Annotated in this window: 22 protein-coding genes and 1 pseudogene; 11 read left to right on the forward strand and 12 right to left on the reverse strand. The window is 72.1% G+C overall.

All coding sequences use genetic code 11. The features are described from left to right. The coding region (locus ACFQ87_RS39795) for an APC family permease (RefSeq protein WP_380615857.1) at positions 1-808 on the reverse strand (808 nt) is incomplete at its 3' end. A gap of 138 nt (positions 809-946) precedes the next feature. On the opposite strand from ACFQ87_RS39795, the pseudogene ACFQ87_RS39800 reads away from it, so the two are divergent. Both ACFQ87_RS39800 and ACFQ87_RS39805 read left to right on the forward strand, forming a co-directional pair. Beyond that, a pseudogene (locus ACFQ87_RS39800) lies at positions 947-1,057 on the forward strand (hypothetical protein); the annotation flags it as partial. Between the two features lie 9 nt (positions 1,058-1,066). After that, positions 1,067-1,309: a hypothetical protein gene (locus ACFQ87_RS39805; protein ID WP_380615859.1), complete on the forward strand. Its 243-nt coding sequence runs from the start codon at positions 1,067-1,069 to the stop codon at positions 1,307-1,309. A gap of 25 nt (positions 1,310-1,334) precedes the next feature. On the opposite strand, the gene ACFQ87_RS39810 is transcribed toward ACFQ87_RS39805, so the two are convergent. From ACFQ87_RS39810 to ACFQ87_RS39850, 9 genes are all read right to left on the reverse strand, one after another. After that, complete coding sequence (locus ACFQ87_RS39810) at positions 1,335-1,748, reverse strand: ArsR/SmtB family transcription factor (RefSeq protein ID WP_380615838.1); 414 nt, start codon at positions 1,746-1,748, stop codon at positions 1,335-1,337. Positions 1,749-1,860: 112 nt separating this feature from the next. Then, positions 1,861-2,517 (reverse strand): LuxR C-terminal-related transcriptional regulator, encoded by a 657-nt coding sequence (locus ACFQ87_RS39815; protein WP_380615839.1) that lies wholly within the window; start codon positions 2,515-2,517, stop codon positions 1,861-1,863. Next, positions 2,481-3,779: a sensor histidine kinase gene (locus ACFQ87_RS39820; RefSeq protein WP_380615840.1), complete on the reverse strand. Its 1,299-nt coding sequence runs from the start codon at positions 3,777-3,779 to the stop codon at positions 2,481-2,483. Before ACFQ87_RS39820 ends, ACFQ87_RS39815 begins: the two co-directional genes overlap by 37 nt. 29 nt (positions 3,780-3,808) lie before the next feature. Next, positions 3,809-5,719 carry a hypothetical protein gene (locus ACFQ87_RS39825; RefSeq protein WP_380615841.1) on the reverse strand — a complete coding sequence of 637 codons (1,911 nt, stop codon included), beginning with the start codon at positions 5,717-5,719 and terminating at the stop codon, positions 3,809-3,811. Continuing rightward, positions 5,704-6,510 (reverse strand): ABC transporter ATP-binding protein, encoded by an 807-nt coding sequence (locus ACFQ87_RS39830; protein WP_380615858.1) that lies wholly within the window; start codon positions 6,508-6,510, stop codon positions 5,704-5,706. Before ACFQ87_RS39830 ends, ACFQ87_RS39825 begins: the two co-directional genes overlap by 16 nt. Positions 6,511-6,661: 151 nt before the next feature. Beyond that, positions 6,662-7,129, reverse strand: a complete 468-nt coding sequence (locus ACFQ87_RS39835; protein ID WP_380615842.1) for a protease inhibitor I42 family protein — start codon at positions 7,127-7,129, stop codon at positions 6,662-6,664. Continuing rightward, on the reverse strand, positions 7,126-7,518 hold the full coding sequence (locus ACFQ87_RS39840; RefSeq protein WP_380615843.1) for a hypothetical protein: 393 nt from the start codon (positions 7,516-7,518) through the stop codon (positions 7,126-7,128). Before ACFQ87_RS39840 ends, ACFQ87_RS39835 begins: the two co-directional genes overlap by 4 nt. A gap of 10 nt (positions 7,519-7,528) precedes the next feature. Continuing rightward, positions 7,529-9,106, reverse strand: a complete 1,578-nt coding sequence (locus tag ACFQ87_RS39845) for a hypothetical protein (protein WP_380615844.1) — start codon at positions 9,104-9,106, stop codon at positions 7,529-7,531. 2 nt (positions 9,107-9,108) lie between these two features. After that, positions 9,109-9,426 carry a hypothetical protein gene (locus tag ACFQ87_RS39850; RefSeq protein WP_380615845.1) on the reverse strand — a complete coding sequence of 106 codons (318 nt, stop codon included), beginning with the start codon at positions 9,424-9,426 and terminating at the stop codon, positions 9,109-9,111. 242 nt (positions 9,427-9,668) lie between these two features. Here ACFQ87_RS39850 and ACFQ87_RS39855 point away from each other — a divergent pair, with 242 nt between their 5' ends. From ACFQ87_RS39855 to ACFQ87_RS39865, 3 genes are all read left to right on the forward strand, one after another. Continuing rightward, a complete protein-coding gene (locus tag ACFQ87_RS39855) occupies positions 9,669-10,226 on the forward strand; it encodes a hypothetical protein (protein WP_380615846.1) in 558 nt (185 codons plus the stop codon). Between the two features lie 61 nt (positions 10,227-10,287). Next, positions 10,288-11,109, forward strand: coding sequence for an ATP-binding cassette domain-containing protein (locus ACFQ87_RS39860; protein WP_380615847.1), 822 nt, complete (start codon positions 10,288-10,290; stop codon positions 11,107-11,109). Continuing rightward, on the forward strand, positions 11,106-11,762 hold the full coding sequence (locus tag ACFQ87_RS39865; protein WP_380615848.1) for a hypothetical protein: 657 nt from the start codon (positions 11,106-11,108) through the stop codon (positions 11,760-11,762). Before ACFQ87_RS39860 ends, ACFQ87_RS39865 begins: the two co-directional genes overlap by 4 nt. A gap of 53 nt (positions 11,763-11,815) precedes the next feature. On the opposite strand, the gene ACFQ87_RS39870 is transcribed toward ACFQ87_RS39865, so the two are convergent. Continuing rightward, the gene (locus tag ACFQ87_RS39870) at positions 11,816-12,013 is read right to left on the reverse strand and encodes a hypothetical protein (RefSeq protein ID WP_380615849.1); all 198 of its coding nucleotides are present in this window, start codon (positions 12,011-12,013) and stop codon (positions 11,816-11,818) included. A gap of 553 nt (positions 12,014-12,566) precedes the next feature. On the opposite strand from ACFQ87_RS39870, the gene ACFQ87_RS39875 reads away from it, so the two are divergent. The 6 genes from ACFQ87_RS39875 to zwf all read left to right on the forward strand — a co-directional run bounded on the left by ACFQ87_RS39875 (position 12,567) and on the right by zwf (position 18,103). Then, complete coding sequence (locus ACFQ87_RS39875; protein ID WP_380615850.1) at positions 12,567-13,220, forward strand: DsbA family protein; 654 nt, start codon at positions 12,567-12,569, stop codon at positions 13,218-13,220. A gap of 446 nt (positions 13,221-13,666) precedes the next feature. Then, complete coding sequence (locus ACFQ87_RS39880) at positions 13,667-13,894, forward strand: ferredoxin (protein ID WP_380615851.1); 228 nt, start codon at positions 13,667-13,669, stop codon at positions 13,892-13,894. Then, positions 13,884-15,278, forward strand: coding sequence for an NAD(P)/FAD-dependent oxidoreductase (locus ACFQ87_RS39885; protein WP_380615852.1), 1,395 nt, complete (start codon positions 13,884-13,886; stop codon positions 15,276-15,278). Before ACFQ87_RS39880 ends, ACFQ87_RS39885 begins: the two co-directional genes overlap by 11 nt. 38 nt (positions 15,279-15,316) lie before the next feature. Further along, positions 15,317-16,543, forward strand: a complete 1,227-nt coding sequence (locus ACFQ87_RS39890) for a cytochrome P450 (protein WP_380615853.1) — start codon at positions 15,317-15,319, stop codon at positions 16,541-16,543. An 11-nt stretch (positions 16,544-16,554) separates the two neighbouring features. Beyond that, positions 16,555-16,689, forward strand: coding sequence for a hypothetical protein (locus ACFQ87_RS39895; protein WP_380615854.1), 135 nt, complete (start codon positions 16,555-16,557; stop codon positions 16,687-16,689). Continuing rightward, positions 16,661-18,103, forward strand: coding sequence for a glucose-6-phosphate dehydrogenase (zwf, locus tag ACFQ87_RS39900; protein WP_380615855.1), 1,443 nt, complete (start codon positions 16,661-16,663; stop codon positions 18,101-18,103). Before ACFQ87_RS39895 ends, zwf begins: the two co-directional genes overlap by 29 nt. A gap of 26 nt (positions 18,104-18,129) precedes the next feature. Here the strand turns inward: zwf and ACFQ87_RS39905 are convergent. Beyond that, a partial coding sequence (locus ACFQ87_RS39905; protein WP_380615856.1) for a ferredoxin occupies positions 18,130-18,361 on the reverse strand: 232 nt, incomplete at its 5' end.

An 18,361-nucleotide genomic window follows, 5' to 3' on the forward strand; every position in this document is an offset into this window, starting at 1 on the left:
CGTGCGCGCCGTTGTCGGCCAACTCGTCGAGCGGGAGGACCCGTTGGAAGGCGGTGCCGGCCAGCAGGAAGAGCAGCATCATCACCACCAGGGCGAGGAAGCCGCCCCGGGAGGCGTCGCGCGGGTCGCGCACCTCCTCGCCGACGCTGAACACCGACTCGAAGCCCCAGTAGCAGAACACCGCCAGCACCATGCCCTGGGCCACCGCGCCGAAGGAGGGGATGTCGAAGGGGTTGTACCACTGGAGGGAGAACGGTTGGTCGCCCGCGAAGAGCCCGTACCCGCAGAAGCCGAGCAGCACCAGGTACTCGAAGACCAACAGCGCCTTCTGCAGCCGGGCGGCGAGGTCGAGCCCGCGCACCGCGACGAGTGCGGCGCCGATCAGGACGACGAGGCCGAGCAGGGTGCACTGGACGGTCGAGTCGGCGTCCAGGCGCAGGCCGGCGATGCTGCGCAGGTGCGCTTCGTCCAGGAGTTGGATGACCGCCGAGCCGGTGACGGTGGTGGTGTAGGCCATGAAGACCACCGTGCCGACGGTGTTCACCCAGCCGGTGAGGAAGCCCAGCCAGGGGCTGAGGGTCCGGCCCACCCAGCGGTAGCTGCTGCCGGCGTCGGGCTCGACGGCGTTCAGCCGCCCGTAGCCGCCCGCGATGGCGAGCACCGGGAGGAAGGCCAGCAGCATGATCGCGGGCAGGTGGAGGCCGACCACCCCCGCCATCAGGCCCAGGCCGATGCCGATGCTGCTGGTGGCGGCCGTACTGGAGGCGGCGATCACCGCGCCGTCGAGCAGGCCGATGGACTTGTGCATGGCGCCGTGGCCGGCGCCCGTTCTCGGACCGCTGCCCGTGTCCTTCACCGTGGATGCCAACGGATCACCGCCTTGGTCGTGGGGGTGGGGGTGGGGGTGGGGGGTGGGGGGGGGGGTGGGGTGGGGTGGGGGTGTCCCGTGTCACCGAAAACCCCCCCCCCCCACGGCGAGATCGTCACCATCGACGAGTACGCGCAGCCTCTGGGAAGCCCCGGCTGGGAGGGCACGACCCTGTACACGACGGCGGAGCCGTGCCCCATGTGCATGAGCGGGTGCGCGTGGGCCGGGATCGGGCGGGTCGTGTGGGGGACGTCGATCGAAGGACTGCGTCGCACCGGTCTGGACCAGATCGACCTGTCCGCCACCGCCGTGGCCGACGCCGCCAAGTCCTTCTACCGCCCGCAGCTGCTACTGGGCGGGGTGCTCGCCGAGGAGACCGACGCGTTGTTCCGCCGCGCCCAGGCCATCCGCGACGGGGACGGCGAGGAGCAGTCCCAGTAGGGCTCTGTCAGGTCGTAGTGCGCTGTCAGGTCGCGGGGCGGCGGCGGACCGCCCGGACGGCGCGGGCGAAGGGCTGCTCGGCCGGCGCGGCGGCCGGGGCCGCACCGCCGTCGCCCCCGCCGTCGCCGCCGCGGGCCGGCAGGTCGTTGGCGATCACGGCGGCCTCGGTGAGCAGGCCGCGCACCTCGGTGGCGCGGTAGAAGATCCGGGTGCCCTCCCGGCGGGCCACCACCAGGCCCGCCGCCCGCAGCTTCGCCAGGTGCTGCGAGGTGGCCGCGACATGGGCGCCCAGCAGTTCGGCCAGCTCGCTGACCGGCAGCTCGCGACGGCTCAACGCCCACAGCAGCCGGTACCGCGACGGATCGGCCACCGCCTTCAGCACGGCCACCGCCCGCTCGGCCGCGTCGGTGTCCCAGGCCTCTTCCTCAGCACCACCCATGCATGGATCGTACCGACGGACGCCCGCCCGCCCAGGCCCGGCAACAGATGACGGATGACGGATGACAGATTTCGAAATCTGCCATCTGTTCGCTGTCATCCCTCCCCCACCCTCAGGCCGCACGCGTCCCGTTCAGGTACGCCAGCACCGCCAGCACCCTCCGGTTGTCGTCGTCCGACGCCCCGAGCCCCAGCTTCGCGAAGATGTTGGAGGTGTGCTTGCTGACCGCGCCCTCGCTGAAGTGCAGGCGCTGGGCGATCGCCGCGTTGGAGCGACCCTCGGCCATCATCGCCAGGACGTCCCGCTCCCGCGCGGTGAGCATGGCGAGCGGCTCGTCGTAGGCGTTGCGGGCGAGGAGGCGGGTGATGACCTGGGGGTCCATGACCGTGCCGCCGGCGGCGACGGTGTGGACGGCGTCGACGAACTGGTCGGCCTTGGAGACGCGGTCCTTGAGGAGGTAGCCGACGCCGCCGTTGCCGTCGGCGACCAGTTCGCGGGCGTAGAGCTGTTCGACGTGCTGGGAGAGGACCAGGACCGGCAGGCCGGGCTGTTCGCGGCGGGCTGCCAGCGCGACCTGGAGACCCTCGTCGGTGTGGGTCGGGGGCAGTCGGACGTCGACCACGGCGATGTCCGGACGGTGTTCGGCGAGGGCGGCGGCCAGTTCGGGACCGCTCTCCACCGCTGCGACGATGTCGTGCCCGTGGGCACGCAGCAGCAGTTCCAGTCCGTCCCTCAGGAGGATGAGGTCCTCGGCGAGGACAACGCGCACGGTAGCTCCATGATCAGCCTGGTCGGGCCCCCCGGGGGGCTGGTCACCGTGAGCGTACCGTCGAAGACCGCCAGCCTGCGCTGGATGCCCCGCAGGCCACTGCCCTTGCCGGGGTCGGCCCCGCCCTGACCGTCGTCGGTCACCTCGGCCCGCAACAGCCCTGCGGCGTGCGCGAGTTCCACCGTGGCGTGGCGGGCCTCGCCGTGCTTGACGGCGTTGGTGAGCGCCTCGCTGACGGCGAAGTAGACCGCCGACTCCACCGGGGCCTCGGCCCGGCCCGGCAGTTCGGTCCGGACCTCGACCTTCAGCGGCACGTCCAACGCCAACGCCCGTACGCCCTCGGCCAGTCCGCGTTCGGCGAGCACCGGCGGGTGGATGCCGCGGACCAGGTCGCGCAGCTCCTGCAGGGCCTGGGTGACGTTCTCCTGGGCGTCCGTCACCACCCGCTTGGCGCTCTCCGGGTCGCGGTCGATCAACGCCGCCACCGCACCCAACCGCAGGCTCACCGCAACCAGTCGGGCCTGGGCGCCGTCGTGCAAGTCCCGCTCTATTCGGCGCAGTTCGGCGGCCTGGGCCTCGGTGGCGTCGAGCCGGATCTCGGTGAGCTGCTCGACCCGCTGGGCCAGCCGGGTGCGTTCGGTGGGGCCGAGCACGGAGCGGGTCCAGAGGCCGTGCAGGCGCAGCGCGGGCCGGGCGAGGGCGAGGCCGCCGGCGATCAGGACCGGGCCGAGGAGGGCGGCGAGCAGGCCGCCGAGCGGCAGGTCGTACGGCACCAGCGGCTGGCCGAGCCCGTACAGGCCGGCGGCGACCAGCAGGACGGGCGTGGCGGCGACGGCCCCGCCGACCAGCGGGTCGGAGATCACCCAGAGGGCGTCGCGCCAGGTCGCCGGGTCGTTCCAGAGCCAGCGGAGGGTCCGTGCCATGCCCGCGAACCAGCGGCTCTTGTGGTAGTCGTGGCCGGTCCAGAACCAGCCGTGCAGGGTGCGTTCCAGCGCGGGCTGCGGCTGGTACGGCACCGGTACGGGCACCTGCGACCAGTGGCCGGACGCCCAGCGTGCGGCACCGGCGGCGGCGCGGACCGCCTTGGTGGCGGGCGGGAAGAGCGGGAACATCCCGAGGCAGCCCCAGAGAAGGAAGGACGCCAGGTACAGCACGCAGAGCACGGCCCCGGCGGGGATCAGCAGGGCCAGGACGGCGAGGCGCCCGAGCGCCCGCGCGGCCGCGCGCAGCGCCTGGGCGGCTCGGATCTGCGGGGTGGTCACTGGTCCTCCGGCGTCTCGGGTTCGGATGATCATGATGGCAGCCGGCCCGCGGCGGCGGCGTGTGTTCCGGCGGTGTCCTCGGCGGCCGCGTGCTCGGCGCGGATCAGCCGGTACACCCCGTGGAAACAGGCCGCACCCAGCAGGATGAAGCCCGCCTCCACCGGCAGCTGCCAGTCCGAGGGCAGGTACAGGGCCAGGAACCAGCTCCGGTTCGTCGGCGCGAGCAGTGTCATCCCCATCGCCACCCCGCCCTGCGGGGCCGTGCTCAGCACACCGGCCGTCACCAGCAGTCCGGCGGTCGTCGTGCGGCGGCGGGAGAGGCCGTCCAGCAGGTCCTGCTCCTCCTGCGACCGGGCCGTCTCCGTCACCCGCCGCACGCCCTTGCGCATCACGTCGAGCAGCTCCGGCCCGCGGGTCTCCAGTCGGCGCCGGGCCTCCCGGCCCATCCACCAGGCGTACAGCAGCCCGGTGCCCAGGCCGACCGCCACCCCCGCCCAGCGCAGCGGCGCGTTGTGCAGCAGGGTGCCGGCCAGCACGACGCCGGCCGCCGGCAGCGCGGCGAACAGCTGGAGCAGCAGCACGGCCAGGCTCTGCATCCGGACCTGGTCGCCGTTCTCGTCGCTGAAGCCGTCCAGCGGGTTGCCGCCGGGCCGGTCGGGGAACGGAGCCGGGCCGAGCAGGGACATCAGCGGCGCCAGGCCCGCCCCGGCGCCGAGGACGGCGGGCAGGGTGGCGAGCAGCCAGGGCCAGGCCCAGCCGTTGGGGACGGCGAGGGTCGCGGCCACGGTGAGCAGCAGGGCGGCCGGGCCGACCACCAGCAGCCAGGCCAGCTGCCGGGCCCGGACGTCGATCCGCTCGGCGCCGGGGACGACCAGGGTCAGCCAGAGCGCGCCGGCGTCCAGGCCGTACAGGCTGCAGCTGAGCGCGCCGGCGTACAGCGCGAGGACGACACCCGCCCACGGCAGCACGGTGGGGAATCCGCCGAGCAGCGGGAGCAGGCCGGTGAACAGAGCGGTCCACAGCGCGATCCGCAGGAAGCGGGCGCGGCGCGGGTCGCGCGCCCACAGGCGCAGCTCCTTGCCGAGGACGGCGCCCCCGGGGCTGTCCGGGAGGGCCCGCAGCCGGGCGCCCCGGCGGGCGGTGGCCCGGCCGCCGCCGGCCGTGCCGCGCACCAGCTGCCGGGAGAGCAGGGCGGTCCAGGCGGCGAAGAGCAGCGCGCAGAGGGCGAGCAGTCCGCCGAGGCAGGCGCCGGCCAGGGCCCAGTCGGAGCGCCGGGCGGCGTCCACGGCGACCACCGCCCAGCCGGAGGGCAGCGCGCGCACGACCGTGCCGACGGTGGCGGCCCAGTGGCCGCCGAGCAGCTTGACGAAGAAGCCGATGCCGAACCAACCGGTGTTGAGGAAGCCGCAGACCAGGCCGACCAGCAGTGCGGACAGCTCCCAGCCGAGCCGCGAGCGGGCGACACTACCGAGGCCCTGCAGGCTCAGCTTGGCGAGCACCACCACGAACAGCAGCTGGAGCAGCGCGGCGGGGGCGGCGACCAGGGCGGGCAGCAGCCCCAGCCCGGCGCCGAAGACGATCAGCACCGTGAAGGCGATCAGGCTGACCACCGGGGTGATGCCCACGAACGAGGCGCCCAGCAGCCCGAGGGCGAGCCTGCTCGGGCGCTGCGGCACCAGGGCGAAGTAGGAGAGCCGCAGGGTCGGGTCGCCGCCGGTGAGAGTCGGACCGACCGCCCAGCCTACGGTCCAGACCAGCAGCACCAGGGCGATCGTGCCGACCCCGGCCTCGGGGGCGGGGAAGTCCACCAGGCCCAGCAGCGCCGTGCCGACCGCCGCCAGGACGCCGCACACGCCCCCGGCGATCAGGCTCGCGGCCCGGGGGCCGGACATCGACCGTCGCAGGACGGCCAGCTTCATCCCGGTCAGGACGCCAACCACGACAGTCCCTCCTTCCCGCCGGTACGGGCGCCGACCAGCTCGACGAAGACGTCCTCCAGGCCCCGCCCGGCGCGAACCACGTCGACCGGGCCGGCCGCCGGCACCCGGCCGGCGGCGATCACGCCGACGTGGTCGCAGAGCTGCTCGACCAGGGCCATCACGTGGCTGGAGAGCACCACCGAGCCGCCGGAGGCGGTGAAGCGCTGGAGGATGACCCGGATGGTCGCGGCGGACACCGGGTCGACGGCCTCGAAGGGCTCGTCCAGCACCAGCAGTCGGGGGGCGTGCAGCAGGGCGGTGGCCAGGCCGATCTTCTTGCGCATCCCGGTGGAGTAGTCGATCACCGGAGTGTGCTCGGCCTCGTCCAGTTCCAGGACGGCCAGCAGCTCCTCGGCCCGGGCGTCCACGGTGGCGGCTGGCAGGCCGCGCAACCGGCCCAGGTACTGCAGCAGTTCACGGCCGGTCAGCCGCTCGGGCAGCATCATGCCGTCCGGCAGCACCCCGACCAGGGCCTTGGCGCGCACCGGGTCGCTCCACACGTCGACCCCGAAGATCTCCGAGCTCCCGGCGTCCGGCCGCAGCAGGCCGACGGCCATCGACAGGACGGTGGTCTTGCCGGCGCCGTTGGGGCCGACCAGCCCGTAGAACGATCCGCTCGGCACGACCAGGTCGACGCCGTCCACGGCGGTGTGCGCGCCGAACCGCTTGCGCAGGCCGGCCAGCCGCAGCGCCGGGGCGCTGCCGTCCGTCGCCGGCCGGGGCTCCCGCCCCCCGTGCACCGCTCCCCGCACCTTGCCCCGCACCTGGTCCTCCCCGCGTCTCCCACGGCCGCCCGGGCTCCGGGCGGCTCGTGATCAACACTAGGAAGGGCGGGCGGGCCGCAGAATACGGCTGAGCCCCCGGTTGGGGGTGGGCCCAGGCCCACCCCCAACCGGTGACGACTCAGCCGACGTTGACGGTGAACTGACGCCTGGTCTGCTCCGGACCGCCGGAGAACGTCATGCCCGCGTGGTCGCGGTAGTCCACGTGGAGGGTGACGGCGGTCCGGCCGGGGTTCTGGGCGGCACGGAAGACGAAGTAGTAGTGGCCGCCGGAGTCCGAGCCGATCGCACCGCCCAGGTTCGCCAGACCGACGCTGCGGACGTACTCGTCGCCGACGGTCTGCACCACCGCGGGGTCGGGGGTCGGGTCGGTCTCGGTCCAGACGTCGCCCCGCACCCGGTGGGCGCTCACCTCGACCGAGAACAACTGCCCCGGCTTGACGCGGAGTTCACCCGAGGCCGCGGTGAACACCGTGCCGTGGTCGAGCTTGCCGGTGGTCATCCGGTCGATCACCACCGCGCCCGCCGCGCCCGCGACGACCAGTAGGACGACCGCGACGAGGAGGATCCGCTGCCACTTCTTCTTCACGAGTTCGACTCCCGGTTGGTTACGCGCAGTGCCAGTACGGCGGCGACGGCGTCGAGCCAGCGGGCGACCAGCTGGTCCCCCGCCGGGTCCGTCACGACCGTGGCGGCCGCTGCCAGCCAGCCCCGGGCCACCGCGGCCGCCGGGCCCGGCAGAGGTTCGGGCAGTTCGGCCGCGAAGCCGGTGCCGCCGGAGCGGACCACCTCTCCGAGGAAGACCACGGCGCGCGGCAGCACGCCGAGCCGGTCGGCGGTGATCGCGGCGGCGACCGCGCCGTCGCCGAACAGCACGGAGCGGACCACACCGGGGGCCGGCAGGCCGAAGCGCAGCAGGACCTCGATGTCCATCTCGGCCAGCCGGTCGTCGCTCAGGGGTTGGTGGTTGGTGCTCAACTATCAAGCCTCACTTGGGCATGCGGACGCTGTCGGCGATGGGGAGCTCGTCCCCCTGGGTGGCGCCCCCCAAGTGGTTGTGGATGAAGTCGTCCTCGCTGACCCAGACGGTGTAGCCCCAGGGGTTGTAGATCTCCAGCTGGTCGCCCCGGTGCGCGATGATCATCATCTGATGGCCGTCCGGGATGAAGTCGTCGTTCTTGACCGAGATCGGCACCGGCTTGCCCTGATCCACCGACGACTCGACCTGGGCCAGTACGTCCTTGCGCTGGTCCGCGTCCCCCAGGTCCACGTTCTTGTAGCCGGCCCCGGTGTGGTCACCGATCTCGGAGTTGGCGATGTCCTTGGACTCCCAGTCCCACATCCCGTCCGCCCCCAGGTGCATCCAGGACCGGGAGTCGTAGACGCGGTTCGTCTCCTTGTCCCAGCGGTCCTTGGCGGCCTGCCCGTTGTCGTACGCCGGATCGCCGGGGTGCCCCCCGGTGGTGAGCTGGAAGGCGAACAGCGGGTCGACCATCGCCCGGGCGGTCACCGTCGAGGCGGCCACGCAGGTGTTGTGCTGCCCCTGGTCCCACGCCACTCCCCCGTAGCCGGTCCCGTTCTGGCCGGGCGTGGCCGAGTCCAGCTGGACCGGGGAGATCCGCGCCGCCAGCCAACCGGGATCGTCCGCGTGACCGTGGATCTGGTCGTCGAAGGCCTTGATCTCGTCGTAACTGTGCCCGGCGGCCAACGCCTTCATCAGGTAGGCGCGCTCCTCCGGGGACTTGCTGCCGGCCAGCAGCTGGTCGAACCGGGCCCGGTCGGCGTCGCTCATCTGGTCCATCAGCTGGGCGGCCCGGACCGCGTTGGCCTCGGTCAGGATGGTGCCGTCCCCCGCGTTGCCGCCGACGGACGCGTCGACCAGGACCAGCTTGTCCTCCGCGCCGAGCCCCTTGTTCTTGAACTTGCCGGCCAGCGCCTTGTCCGCCAGCGCGTTCAGCTCGCGGGCGGCGGCGCGGCCCGCGTTCTCGGCCTTCACCGCGGCGTCGTAGATCGACTTGATGCCCTCCTTCGCCTTGGCGTGGGCGCTGTGCATCTTGTCGTCGTCCCAGTTGATCGGGTCCGGCGCGCCGGCGACGGTGATGTCGTGCAGCAGCTTCAGCGCCTCGCCCAACGGAGCGGCCCCCTGCCCGTGCAGGGTCTGCGCCTCGCTCAGCGCGGTGGCCAGCGTGCTGAGCTGCTGCCGTCCCTTCTCCATCGCGTCGCGGCAGCGCCCCAGGTCGTCGGCGGAGGCCTTGACCACCTCGGCGGCCTTCTCGCCGACCTGCCCGGTCCAGGCGTCGGGCAGGTGCTGGGAGCTGACCTGTGCCACCTTGATCTGGATCTGGTCCAGCTGGCCGACCGCCTTGTAGTAGGCCGCGGCGAGGTCGCCGACCTTGCCGGAGTCGCCCTTGGGGGCGGACAGCTGCAGGGCGTCGTGGACCGCGTACTTGAGATCGCCCGCGCCCCACATGCCGTGCGAATCGTCGATGGTCTTCTTCAGCCTCTCGGCCTGCTGCCGCTGGGTGCCCAGGTCGAGGCCGAGCGGATTGAGGTCGTGGTCGGGCACGGTCAGGCCCCCGGCTTCTGGTACTGCTGCGCGACGCCGCTGTCCGTCTTGGCGTAGTTGGCCACGGTGGTGTGCACCTTGCCCCCGAGGTCGGTCAGCGCGTCGAGGTTCACCCCGAGCTCGTCCTGCCAGGCCGACCAGAAGGCCTTGGCCCCGTCACCCGCGTACTCTCCGAGCACCGCCGGGTCCGACATGTTCAACTTGCCCAGCGCGTCCTTGACCGAGCGGACGTCCTGCCCCGCCGCGATCAGCCCGTCACCCGCGTCCCCGAGCTTGTCCGGATGCGCACCGAACCCCGTCCCGGCGCCGTCGCTACCCATGCTGCTCCCCCCGATTCCCCGTCATACCGTCCGAAGATCGCCGGTCAGCATAGCGGCAGTTCCGCCGCCTCCTACGGGGGAGAACCGCGGAGTGGAGGGGCGTGCGCACAACCCACCGGATCTGTACGGAACGGGCACAGGATCGGGGGGAAGTCTTGGGGAACCCGGGCCCGGGCGTGCCGACGAGCGCCCCTCGGGTCGTTCGCGAAGACCTGCTCCCCGGCGCCAGGGTCGGCCACCTGGTGGCCGATCAGCGGGTGCGGGACGCACGTGGGCAGGTCGGCGGATTCGCCGACCAGCTCTCGCGGATCAAGAACATGGTCACCGTGAACACCTCGCCGATCTCGCAGGCCGTCATCGGCGGCGCCCTGCTGGAGAACGACTTCAGCCTGGCCCGGGCGACCTCCGGCGACCGGCAGATCTACCAGCGCAACCTGGCGCACATTCTGCGCGGTCTGAATTCACGGTTCCAGCGGTGCCCGGACGTTTCCTGGAACACTCCGCACGGCGGTTTTTTCGTCGTCGTCAATGTGCCGTTCACCGTCGACGACGAATTGCTCGAACGGTCCGGCCAGGAGTTCGGCGTGCCGTGGACGCCGAGGTCGCATTTCTGCGAAGGAAAGGAGGGGCGGAACCAGCTCCGACTGCCCTGCAGTTCACTCTCCGGCACACACCTGAAAGAAGGGTTGAACAGACTTGCGATCCTTTTCGCCGACCTCGGCGTGTGTCATGTTGACAGGGGCGCCGACTCGATGCCTGACTGTAGTAGCGCGGGCGCGGTGATTACAGTCGGGAGTTGAATTGTTACACTGTGAAGCCGTCTGCAAGCGCTACGGTGCAGGCCGGTGGATCCTCAGCGATGTGGACATGAAGGTCTCCGCCGGCGACGTGGTCGCGGTGGTGGGCACCAACGGTTCCGGGAAGTCGACCCTGCTGAAGATCCTGGTCGGGCTGTCGCAGCCCACGTCCGGCACGGTCTCGGCCCGACCGCCGACCATCGGGTACGTACCGGACCGTTTCACGGCGCACGAACGCATCTCGGCGATCTCCTACCTCACCCACATGGGGCGCATCCGAGGCATGTCGACCTCCGCCGCCCGCGCCCGGGGAGGCGACCTGCTGGAGCGACTGGCCCTCGTCGGCGGCCCGACCGCGTCGCTGCGCACGCTCTCCAAGGGCAACGCGCAGAAGGTCGCACTGGCCCAGGCCCTGCTCGTCCGGCCCGACCTGCTCGTCCTCGACGAGCCCTGGTCGGGCCTGGACGCCTCGGCCCACGGCGTCCTGGGCGAGTTCATCGACGAAGTGGCCGCCCACGGCGGCGCGGTGGTCTTCACCGACCACCGCGAGGCGATCACCGGGACGCACGCCGACGGCGCCTACGCCATCACCGACGGCAAGGTCACCTGGCGGGGCACCCCGCAGGCCGGCGGCCCCGCCCCGATGGTGGAGCTGGTCCTGACCCCGCCGGCCACCGGCGCCGTTCCGGCCGAGCTGGACTGGTACTCGCTCCCGGGCGTGGTGGACGCCGCCCGCCGGGGCCGGGGCATCGTCCTGCGGGTGACCCGGGAGCACTCGGACACCGTACTGATGACGGCGCTGCAGCACCTCTGGTCGGTGGACGCAGTGGCCAGGGCCGCGCACGACCACGGCTCCCGGACCGACGCCAGGAGTGTCGCCCTGTGATCTCCCTGGTCCGCTACATGTTCACGGTTCTGCTGCTCTCCCAGCGCTACCTCGCGCCGCTGCTCCTGTTCGTCGGCCTGGCCGCCGTGCTGACCAGCAGCGACACCGGTCCGCTCGCCGCCACCTACTCCGCGGTGGCCGGCTCCATGCTGCTGTGCTCCGCCTGGCTCACCATGGCGCTGATCGGCCTGGAGGACCCGCCGCACCGCTCGATCGTGGTCGTCAGCGCGGGCAGCCACCTGAGGGTCCTGCTCGGATCGGTCGCGACCGCCGCCGTCTGGTGCCTGCTGCTGACGGTGGCCGGTCTGGCGCTGCCGCTGCTGTTCGGGACACACACGGTCGGCCCCGCCGACCTGGTCCTCGGTACGGAGTCCCAGCTCATCAGCGCCTTCACCGGCATGGCCATCGGGCTGGTCTGCTCCCGGCTGGTGTTCCGGCGGCAGGGCTACGCGCTCGTCGTCGCCCTGGTACTCCTGCTGGCCGTCATGCTCGGCAAGAACGTGTCCCCGGTCAACGTCATGCTGACCGACCTCCAGCACGCGTCGAACTCGGCGGACGTGCTGGGCTCCACGAGCGTCCTGGTCGCCGCCGCCGCACTGCTGCTCGCGGTGGGAACGGCCGTCACCTACGCGATCACCGTCAAGAAGAGCTGAGCCGACCACGGAGGGAACGTCCCGCGCCGGGCGCGGGACGTTCCCTCCGTCATCTACGCGGCCGCCGCCGTCCCGCTCGCCGCACCCGGGATCTCCCGCACCGAGCGCAGTTCGGAGCGGAGCAGCACGGCCGTCGAGGCCGCCGACGCCAGCCCGGCCAGCACGAGCGCCCACCCGGTGCCGGTCTCCGGGCCCATGGCGCCACCCAGGACGTCGGCGGCCAGCCCGCCCAGCAGGGCTCCCAACGGCATCGCACAGAAGTTGATGGTCCGTGACGTCGCATGCACCCGGCAGATCCGCCCTGGTCACCGACTGCCGCAAGGTGGTGATCGTGGCATTCCACACCGGTACCCACACCGAGGCCGACGCCCCGACCACCACCAGGGTCGGAACGATCGGCAGCCACAGGGCCAGCGGGGCCGCGGCCCACACGGCCCCGGAGGCACAGGCGGCGATCAGGGTCCTCCCCAGTCCGAAGCGGGCCAGCAGCCTGTCCGCCATCCACGCGCCGCCGACCCCGCCGAGGCCCACCAGCGTGAAGGGCACCCCGACGGTCCCGGGCGGGAGTCCGAGGGTCCGATAGGCGAAGAGCAACGACACCGTCGAGGCCGCGGCGTTGCCCAGGTTCCGCACCACGGCGGCCACCGTCGCGGGGCGCAGCAGCGGGTGCCGCCAGCCACAGTGCGGCGACGCCCTCCTTCATCTCGGCGAACATCGAAGCCCCCGGCTGCCGTGGCGTCGCCGGGGGCTCCGGGGCGCGAAGGTGTCCGAACGGACAGGCGGGGCCGGCCAGTTGGCAGCCGCGTGGCGGCCGCCCTGGCCGGCGGCATCGCCCTGGCCACCCGGGCCAGCGACCGCTCGGCGGCCGAGCACGTCGTCCCCGCCCAGGACACCGGCCACATCCGCGCCGCCTACTACGGCACCCGGGACGGCATGACCGTGCTCTCCGGCGGCAGCGCACCCCACACCCTCGACCTCTACGCGGACTTCCTCTGCCCGCAGTGCGGCCGTCTGCACAAGACCCTCGGCACCGCCATCGAGCAGGCCACGGAGTCCGGCAAGCTCCAGGTCCGCTACCACATGGTCCCGCTCCTGGTGGACTTCTCCAACCCCGCCGGCTACTCCCTGGACGCCGCCGGCGCGGGCAAGTTCCTGCCCTTCCACACCAGCCTCTTCGCCGACCAGCCCGAGGAGGGCCGCCGGGGCTACGACCGCTCCCAGCTGACGGACCTCGGCCACCGTCTCGGCATCACCGGCCAGACCTTCGACTCCTGTGTCTCCGCCGGCACCTACGACGCCCAGCTCCGCCAGGAGCTCACCCGCGTCTCCGCCGACCCCGCACTGCAACAGCCCGGCGCCCGCAACCCCCGCTTCGGCACCCCCACCGCCGTCGCCGACGGCACGCACCTCGTCGACCTCACCACCTCCGACTGGCTCGACCGGCTCCTCGCTTCCTGAGCCACCACAAGCCGCACCGTCCGTCCGAGCAGCGCCGGCACACCCCCGAACTGCCACTGCTCGGACGGACGGTGTGTCCGTGAACCCGATGCGCACGGCGCGTACGACCACCGGCGCACGGGCGGGAGACGGCTCCCTGGCCGGCGGGCCTCCAGAGGGTGAGCAGGACGCTCCGGCTGCGGCGGGCCAGCGGTACGCCTGAGCCTCCGCGCCCGGACCGCCTGCGGATGGTGCGATCAAGGGAACTGCGATGGCCGGGAATTGGGGACGGGCGCGATCGAGAGGTGCCGTGGGCGCCCGGCCCGCCCGGCACCGCCCTCGCCTTGCGAGACCTCTGCGGAGGATCGATCCTGAGTGTGAGGCATGCCTACTACCGACCACACGGACCGAGCGCGGACGGCTGCGGGGCTCGGCCACCGCGGCCCCGTGCGGGGAGCGGGTTCCAGATGAGGCTTGTCGTCGATCTCAACCGGTGCCAGGGGTTCGCGCAGTGCGTCTTCCTCGCCCCGGACGTCTTCGCCCTGCACGGCGATGAGGCGCTGCTGTTCTCCCCTCGTTTCGACGAGGCACAGCGCGACCGGGTGGAGCAGGCGGCTGCCGCCTGCCCGGTCCAGGCCATCCTTGCCGACTACTCGGACGAGCCGACGAAGGGTGTGGAGCCCCATGTCGGCTGACACGGACGCCGCGGTCCTGCGGCGGGAAGGTCGCATCGTCGTCGTCGGTGCTTCGCTGGCCGGTCTGCGTGCGGCGGAGACCTTGCGGGAAGAGGGTTTCACCGGATCGTTGACTCTGATCAGTGATGAGCCGTACGAGCCCTACGACCGACCACCACTGTCCAAGCAGGCGCTGCTCGGGCGGGCGCGGGCCGAGGACACCGCACTGCCGCGGCGGCGCGAGATCGATGCCGAATGGCGTCTGGGCGTCGCCGCCGAGGGCTTGGACCGGGGCACCAAGCGGGTACGCCTGGCGAACGGCGACACCGTTCCCTACGACCGCCTGCTGATCACCACCGGGACCAGAGCGCGGCCCTGGTTCCACCCGGAAGAGGCCGCGCTGGACGGGGTGTTCGTGCTCCGTACGCGTGACGACTCCGCGCGCCTGTACCGGCGTCTGGCCGGTGGCGTGTCCCGGGTGCTGGTGATCGGCGCCGGTTTCACGGGCTCCGAAGTCGCCTCCGCCTGCCGGGAGTTGGGCCTCGAAGTCACGGTCGCCGAACGCGGCCCCGCACCGCTGGTGGGCGCACTGGGCGGGGTGGTCGGCGCGGTCGCGGACCGGCTGCAGCGCAGGAAGGGAGTCGATCTGCGCTGCGGCATCAGCGTCACCGCCCTGGAGGGCGACTACGCCGGACGGCTCAGACGCGCCCACCTGTCCGACGACTCGGCGATCGAGGTGGAGGTGGCGGTCGTCTCGCTCGGAGCCATCCGGAACACCGATTGGCTCGCCGGCTCCGGAGTGGCCGCGGGCCCCCGGGGAATCGCGTGCGACGCCGGGTGCCGGGTCTTCGACGTCAACGGCATCGTCACCGACGACATCTACGCGGCCGGTGACGTCGCACGCAGCCCGCACCCGCTGTTCGACTACCAGTTCCTGTCGCTGGAGCACTGGGGCAACGCGGTCGAACAGGCCGAGACCGCCGCCCACAACATGATCTGTGCGGGCCCCGAGCGCCGTCCCCACCTGTGGCTGCCGATGTTCTGGTCCTCCCAGTTCGGCGTGAACATCAAGTCCGTGGGTGTGCCCTCGCTGGGCGACCAACTGCTCGTCACCCAGGGGGCGCTCGCCGAGGAGCGGTTCGTCGCGGTGTACGGCTACCGCGGCCGTGTCATCGCCGCGGCGTCCTTCGACGGAGCCAAGTGGCTGGGGTTCTACCAGCAGCAGATCGAGGCCGCCGCGCCGTTCCCGCCGGAGTACCGCGTGGTCGACCGCCGCGCCGTTGCACCGCAGCCGGTCGACCCGGCGTTCCCCGACCCCCACCTGCCCACCCACGGGCCCACCGTCACGCTGACGGGCCACTCACCAAGCGAGCGGCGTGTCGAGTTCGTTCCGTCGCACGCCTGATCACCGGCCCTGTGCCGCCCGGAGCCTCAGGAGACACCATGACGCTCGGTAGCATCTCCGCGCAGATCGCCGACTACGCCAATCGAGCCGATCCGTACCCGCTCTACGCGGAACTGCGCAAGACACCGGTCAGGCGGGAGGACGACGGCACCTACCTGGTCAGCACCTACTACGAGGTGCGGAGCCTGGCCAACGACCCGCGGCTGAGCAACGACACGAGCAACCGTCCGGCCGGCTACGCCCGCATCGGGCAACCGGCGGAGGAGAGCGGCCTGCCGCCCGGCTTCATCTTCACGGACCCGCCCGTACACGACCGGTTGCGCGACACCGTCAACCGGCCGTTCGGCCCTCCGCACAGCCCCAGGTTCCTCGACGGCCTACGCGGAGAACTGGCCAAGGTCGTCACCGAGTTGCTCGACGCCTTCGACGGCAAGGACCAGGTCGACATCGTCGAGGACTTCTCCTACCCCCTCCCCGTCACGGCCATCTGCAAGGTCCTGGGCGTGCCGCGCGAGGACGAACAGCGCTTCCACGGCTGGGCCGACGCCCTGACGTCCGAACTCGATCCCCACCCCGGCGGCGACGGAGGCCGGGGAAAGGCAGAACAGGCGCGCCAGGACCTGGGCGCTTACCTGTCCGACCTGATCGAGACCAAACGCCGCCACCCCGGCCCCGGGATGCTCAGCGCGCTCGCCCCCGAAACCGGTCCCGGAGGCAGCATGACACCGGCGGACCTGGAGGCCACCGCGGTGCTGCTTCTGGTCGCCGGCCACGAGACCACCGTCAACCTGATCACCAACACCACCCTCACTCTGCTGCGCCACCCGGACGTCCTCAAGCGGTTCCAGAAGGACCCGGACCTGGTCGTCCCGCTCATCGAGGAAGTGCTGCGGTACGAGCCCCCGGTCCAGTTCGTCACGTGGACCACCGCCCTGGCCGACATCGGCATCGCCGGCACCACGATCCCCCAGGGCTCGCCGGTCTGGCTCATGCTGGCCGCGGCCAACCGCGACCCCAGACGCTTCAAGGACCCCGACCGGTTCGATCCCGACCGCAAGGACAACCAACACCTGGGTTTCTACACCGGCATCCACTACTGCTTCGGTGCGCCGCTCGCCCGCATCGAAGCACAGCTCGCCCTGCCCGAACTGTTCCGCCGGGTCAAGTTCTCCCGGCTGCTGGAGGATCCGCCGCCCTACCGCACCAACGCCGTACTGCGCGGCCCGCGCCACCTCCCCGTGGCGATCGAGGGCCTTACGCCTTGAGCACCACTGGCTTGAGCACCACTGAAGGAGGATCGGCCGACATCGGGGCCGGGCGCCGCAGGAGCGGTTCGTCCTGCCTTGCCCCCGACGCCGCCGAGGCCGACGACGAGGAGTGCCATGACTGCACCAGCGAGCGCCGCCGCTGATGTCCTGGTGATCTTCGGCATCACCGGGGATCTGGCCAGGAAGATGACCTTCCGGTCCCTGTACCGCCTGGAGCGCCGCCGGCTGCTCCGGTGCCCGATCGTCGGCGTGGCCCGCCAGGAGTGGTCCGCCGCGACCCTACGGGATCACGCACGCCGGGCCATCGAGGACAGCGGCGAGGTCATCATCGAGGACGTGTTCCAGCGGTTCGCCGAGCGCCTGTCGATGATCTCCGGCGATTTCGGGGACCCGGGGACCTATGACCGCGTCGCCCGGGCGATCGAAGCCCGGCGGACTCCGGTCTTCTACCTGGAGATCCCGCCGTCGCTGTTCGGCCGTGTCGTCGAGGGCCTGGCCGATGCCGACCTCACCGGTCGGGCCCGGGTCGTCGTGGAGAAGCCGTTCGGCCACGACCTGGCGTCGGCCCGGGCGCTGAACGCCCAGCTGCGCGGGCTCCTGGAGGAGCGGCAGATCCTCCGCATCGACCACTTCCTCGGCAAGGAACCGTCCCTGGACATCCTGTTCCTCCGGTTCGCCAACTCCATCTGGGAGCCGCTGTGGAACCGCGACCGGATCCAGTGCGTGCAGATCACCATGGCCGAGGACTTCGGTGTGGAGGACCGGGGCAGCTTCTACGACCCTGTCGGGGCGCTCCGCGACGTCGTGCAGAACCACCTGCTCCAGCTCATCGGGCTGTTCGCCGCCGAGCCGCCGAGCACCTCCGCGGACGGACTGCGCGACAAGCGGGTGGAGGTGTTCCGGGCCGTCCCGTCGGCGGACCCGAGGCACTACGTCCGCGGCCAGTACGACGGGTACCTGGACGTGCCGGGGGTGAGCCCGGACTCGCGGACCGAAACCTACGCCGCGCTGCGGTTGGAGATCGACAACTGGCGCTGGTCGGGCGTCCCGATCTTCATCCGGGCCGGTAAGGCCCTCCCGGAGCGAGTCACCGAGATACGGGCCGTCTTCAAGCAGCCCCCCAGGCTCGCGTTCGCGCCGACGTTCGCGCCCGACCCGAACGAGCTCATCCTGCGGATCGATCCCGACCCGGGCATCGACCTGATCGTGCAGGCCAAACAGCCCGGCGCCCAGGCAACCCGGACGGTGGACCTGTCGCTGATCTTCTCCGAGGAGCTCGGAGAGGCACCGGAGCCGTACGAGCGGCTGCTCGGCGACGCCATGGAAGGGGATTCCAGCCTCTTCACCCGGGAGGACAGCGTCGAGGAGACCTGGCGCATCGTCCAGCCGCTGCTGGACGCCCCGCCCCCGGTGGAGCCGTACAAGGCGGGATCCTGGGGGCCGGCCGGCGCGGACGAGCTGCTCGTCGGCCACCCGCGTTGGCGCGACCCCTGGCTCCACTCCCACGCCATGAGCCAACACCCTGTGCGGACGGACACGCCGGACGGGGCTGACTGAACTCGGCGGCCTGCGGAACACCCCGATCACTTGGACCCGGCGGGGCGGCCGGACGCGGCGAAGCGCAGGGCCAGGGCCGGACACTGGTTGACCGCCCGTCTGGCGGACAGCGTCAGCCAGACCGGTACGGGGCCCTCGTTGACCACCGGGAAGCCGTACCGGTCGAGCGTGAACAGCTCCGGGGCGATGTCGGCGCACAGCCCGTGCCCGTCGCACAGCGCCCAGTCCACCTTCAGGTTCACCCGGCCGTCCTCGGCG

The organism is Kitasatospora sp. NPDC056531 (assembly GCF_042794375.1).
Taxonomy (GTDB): Bacteria; Actinomycetota; Actinomycetes; order Streptomycetales; family Streptomycetaceae; genus Kitasatospora.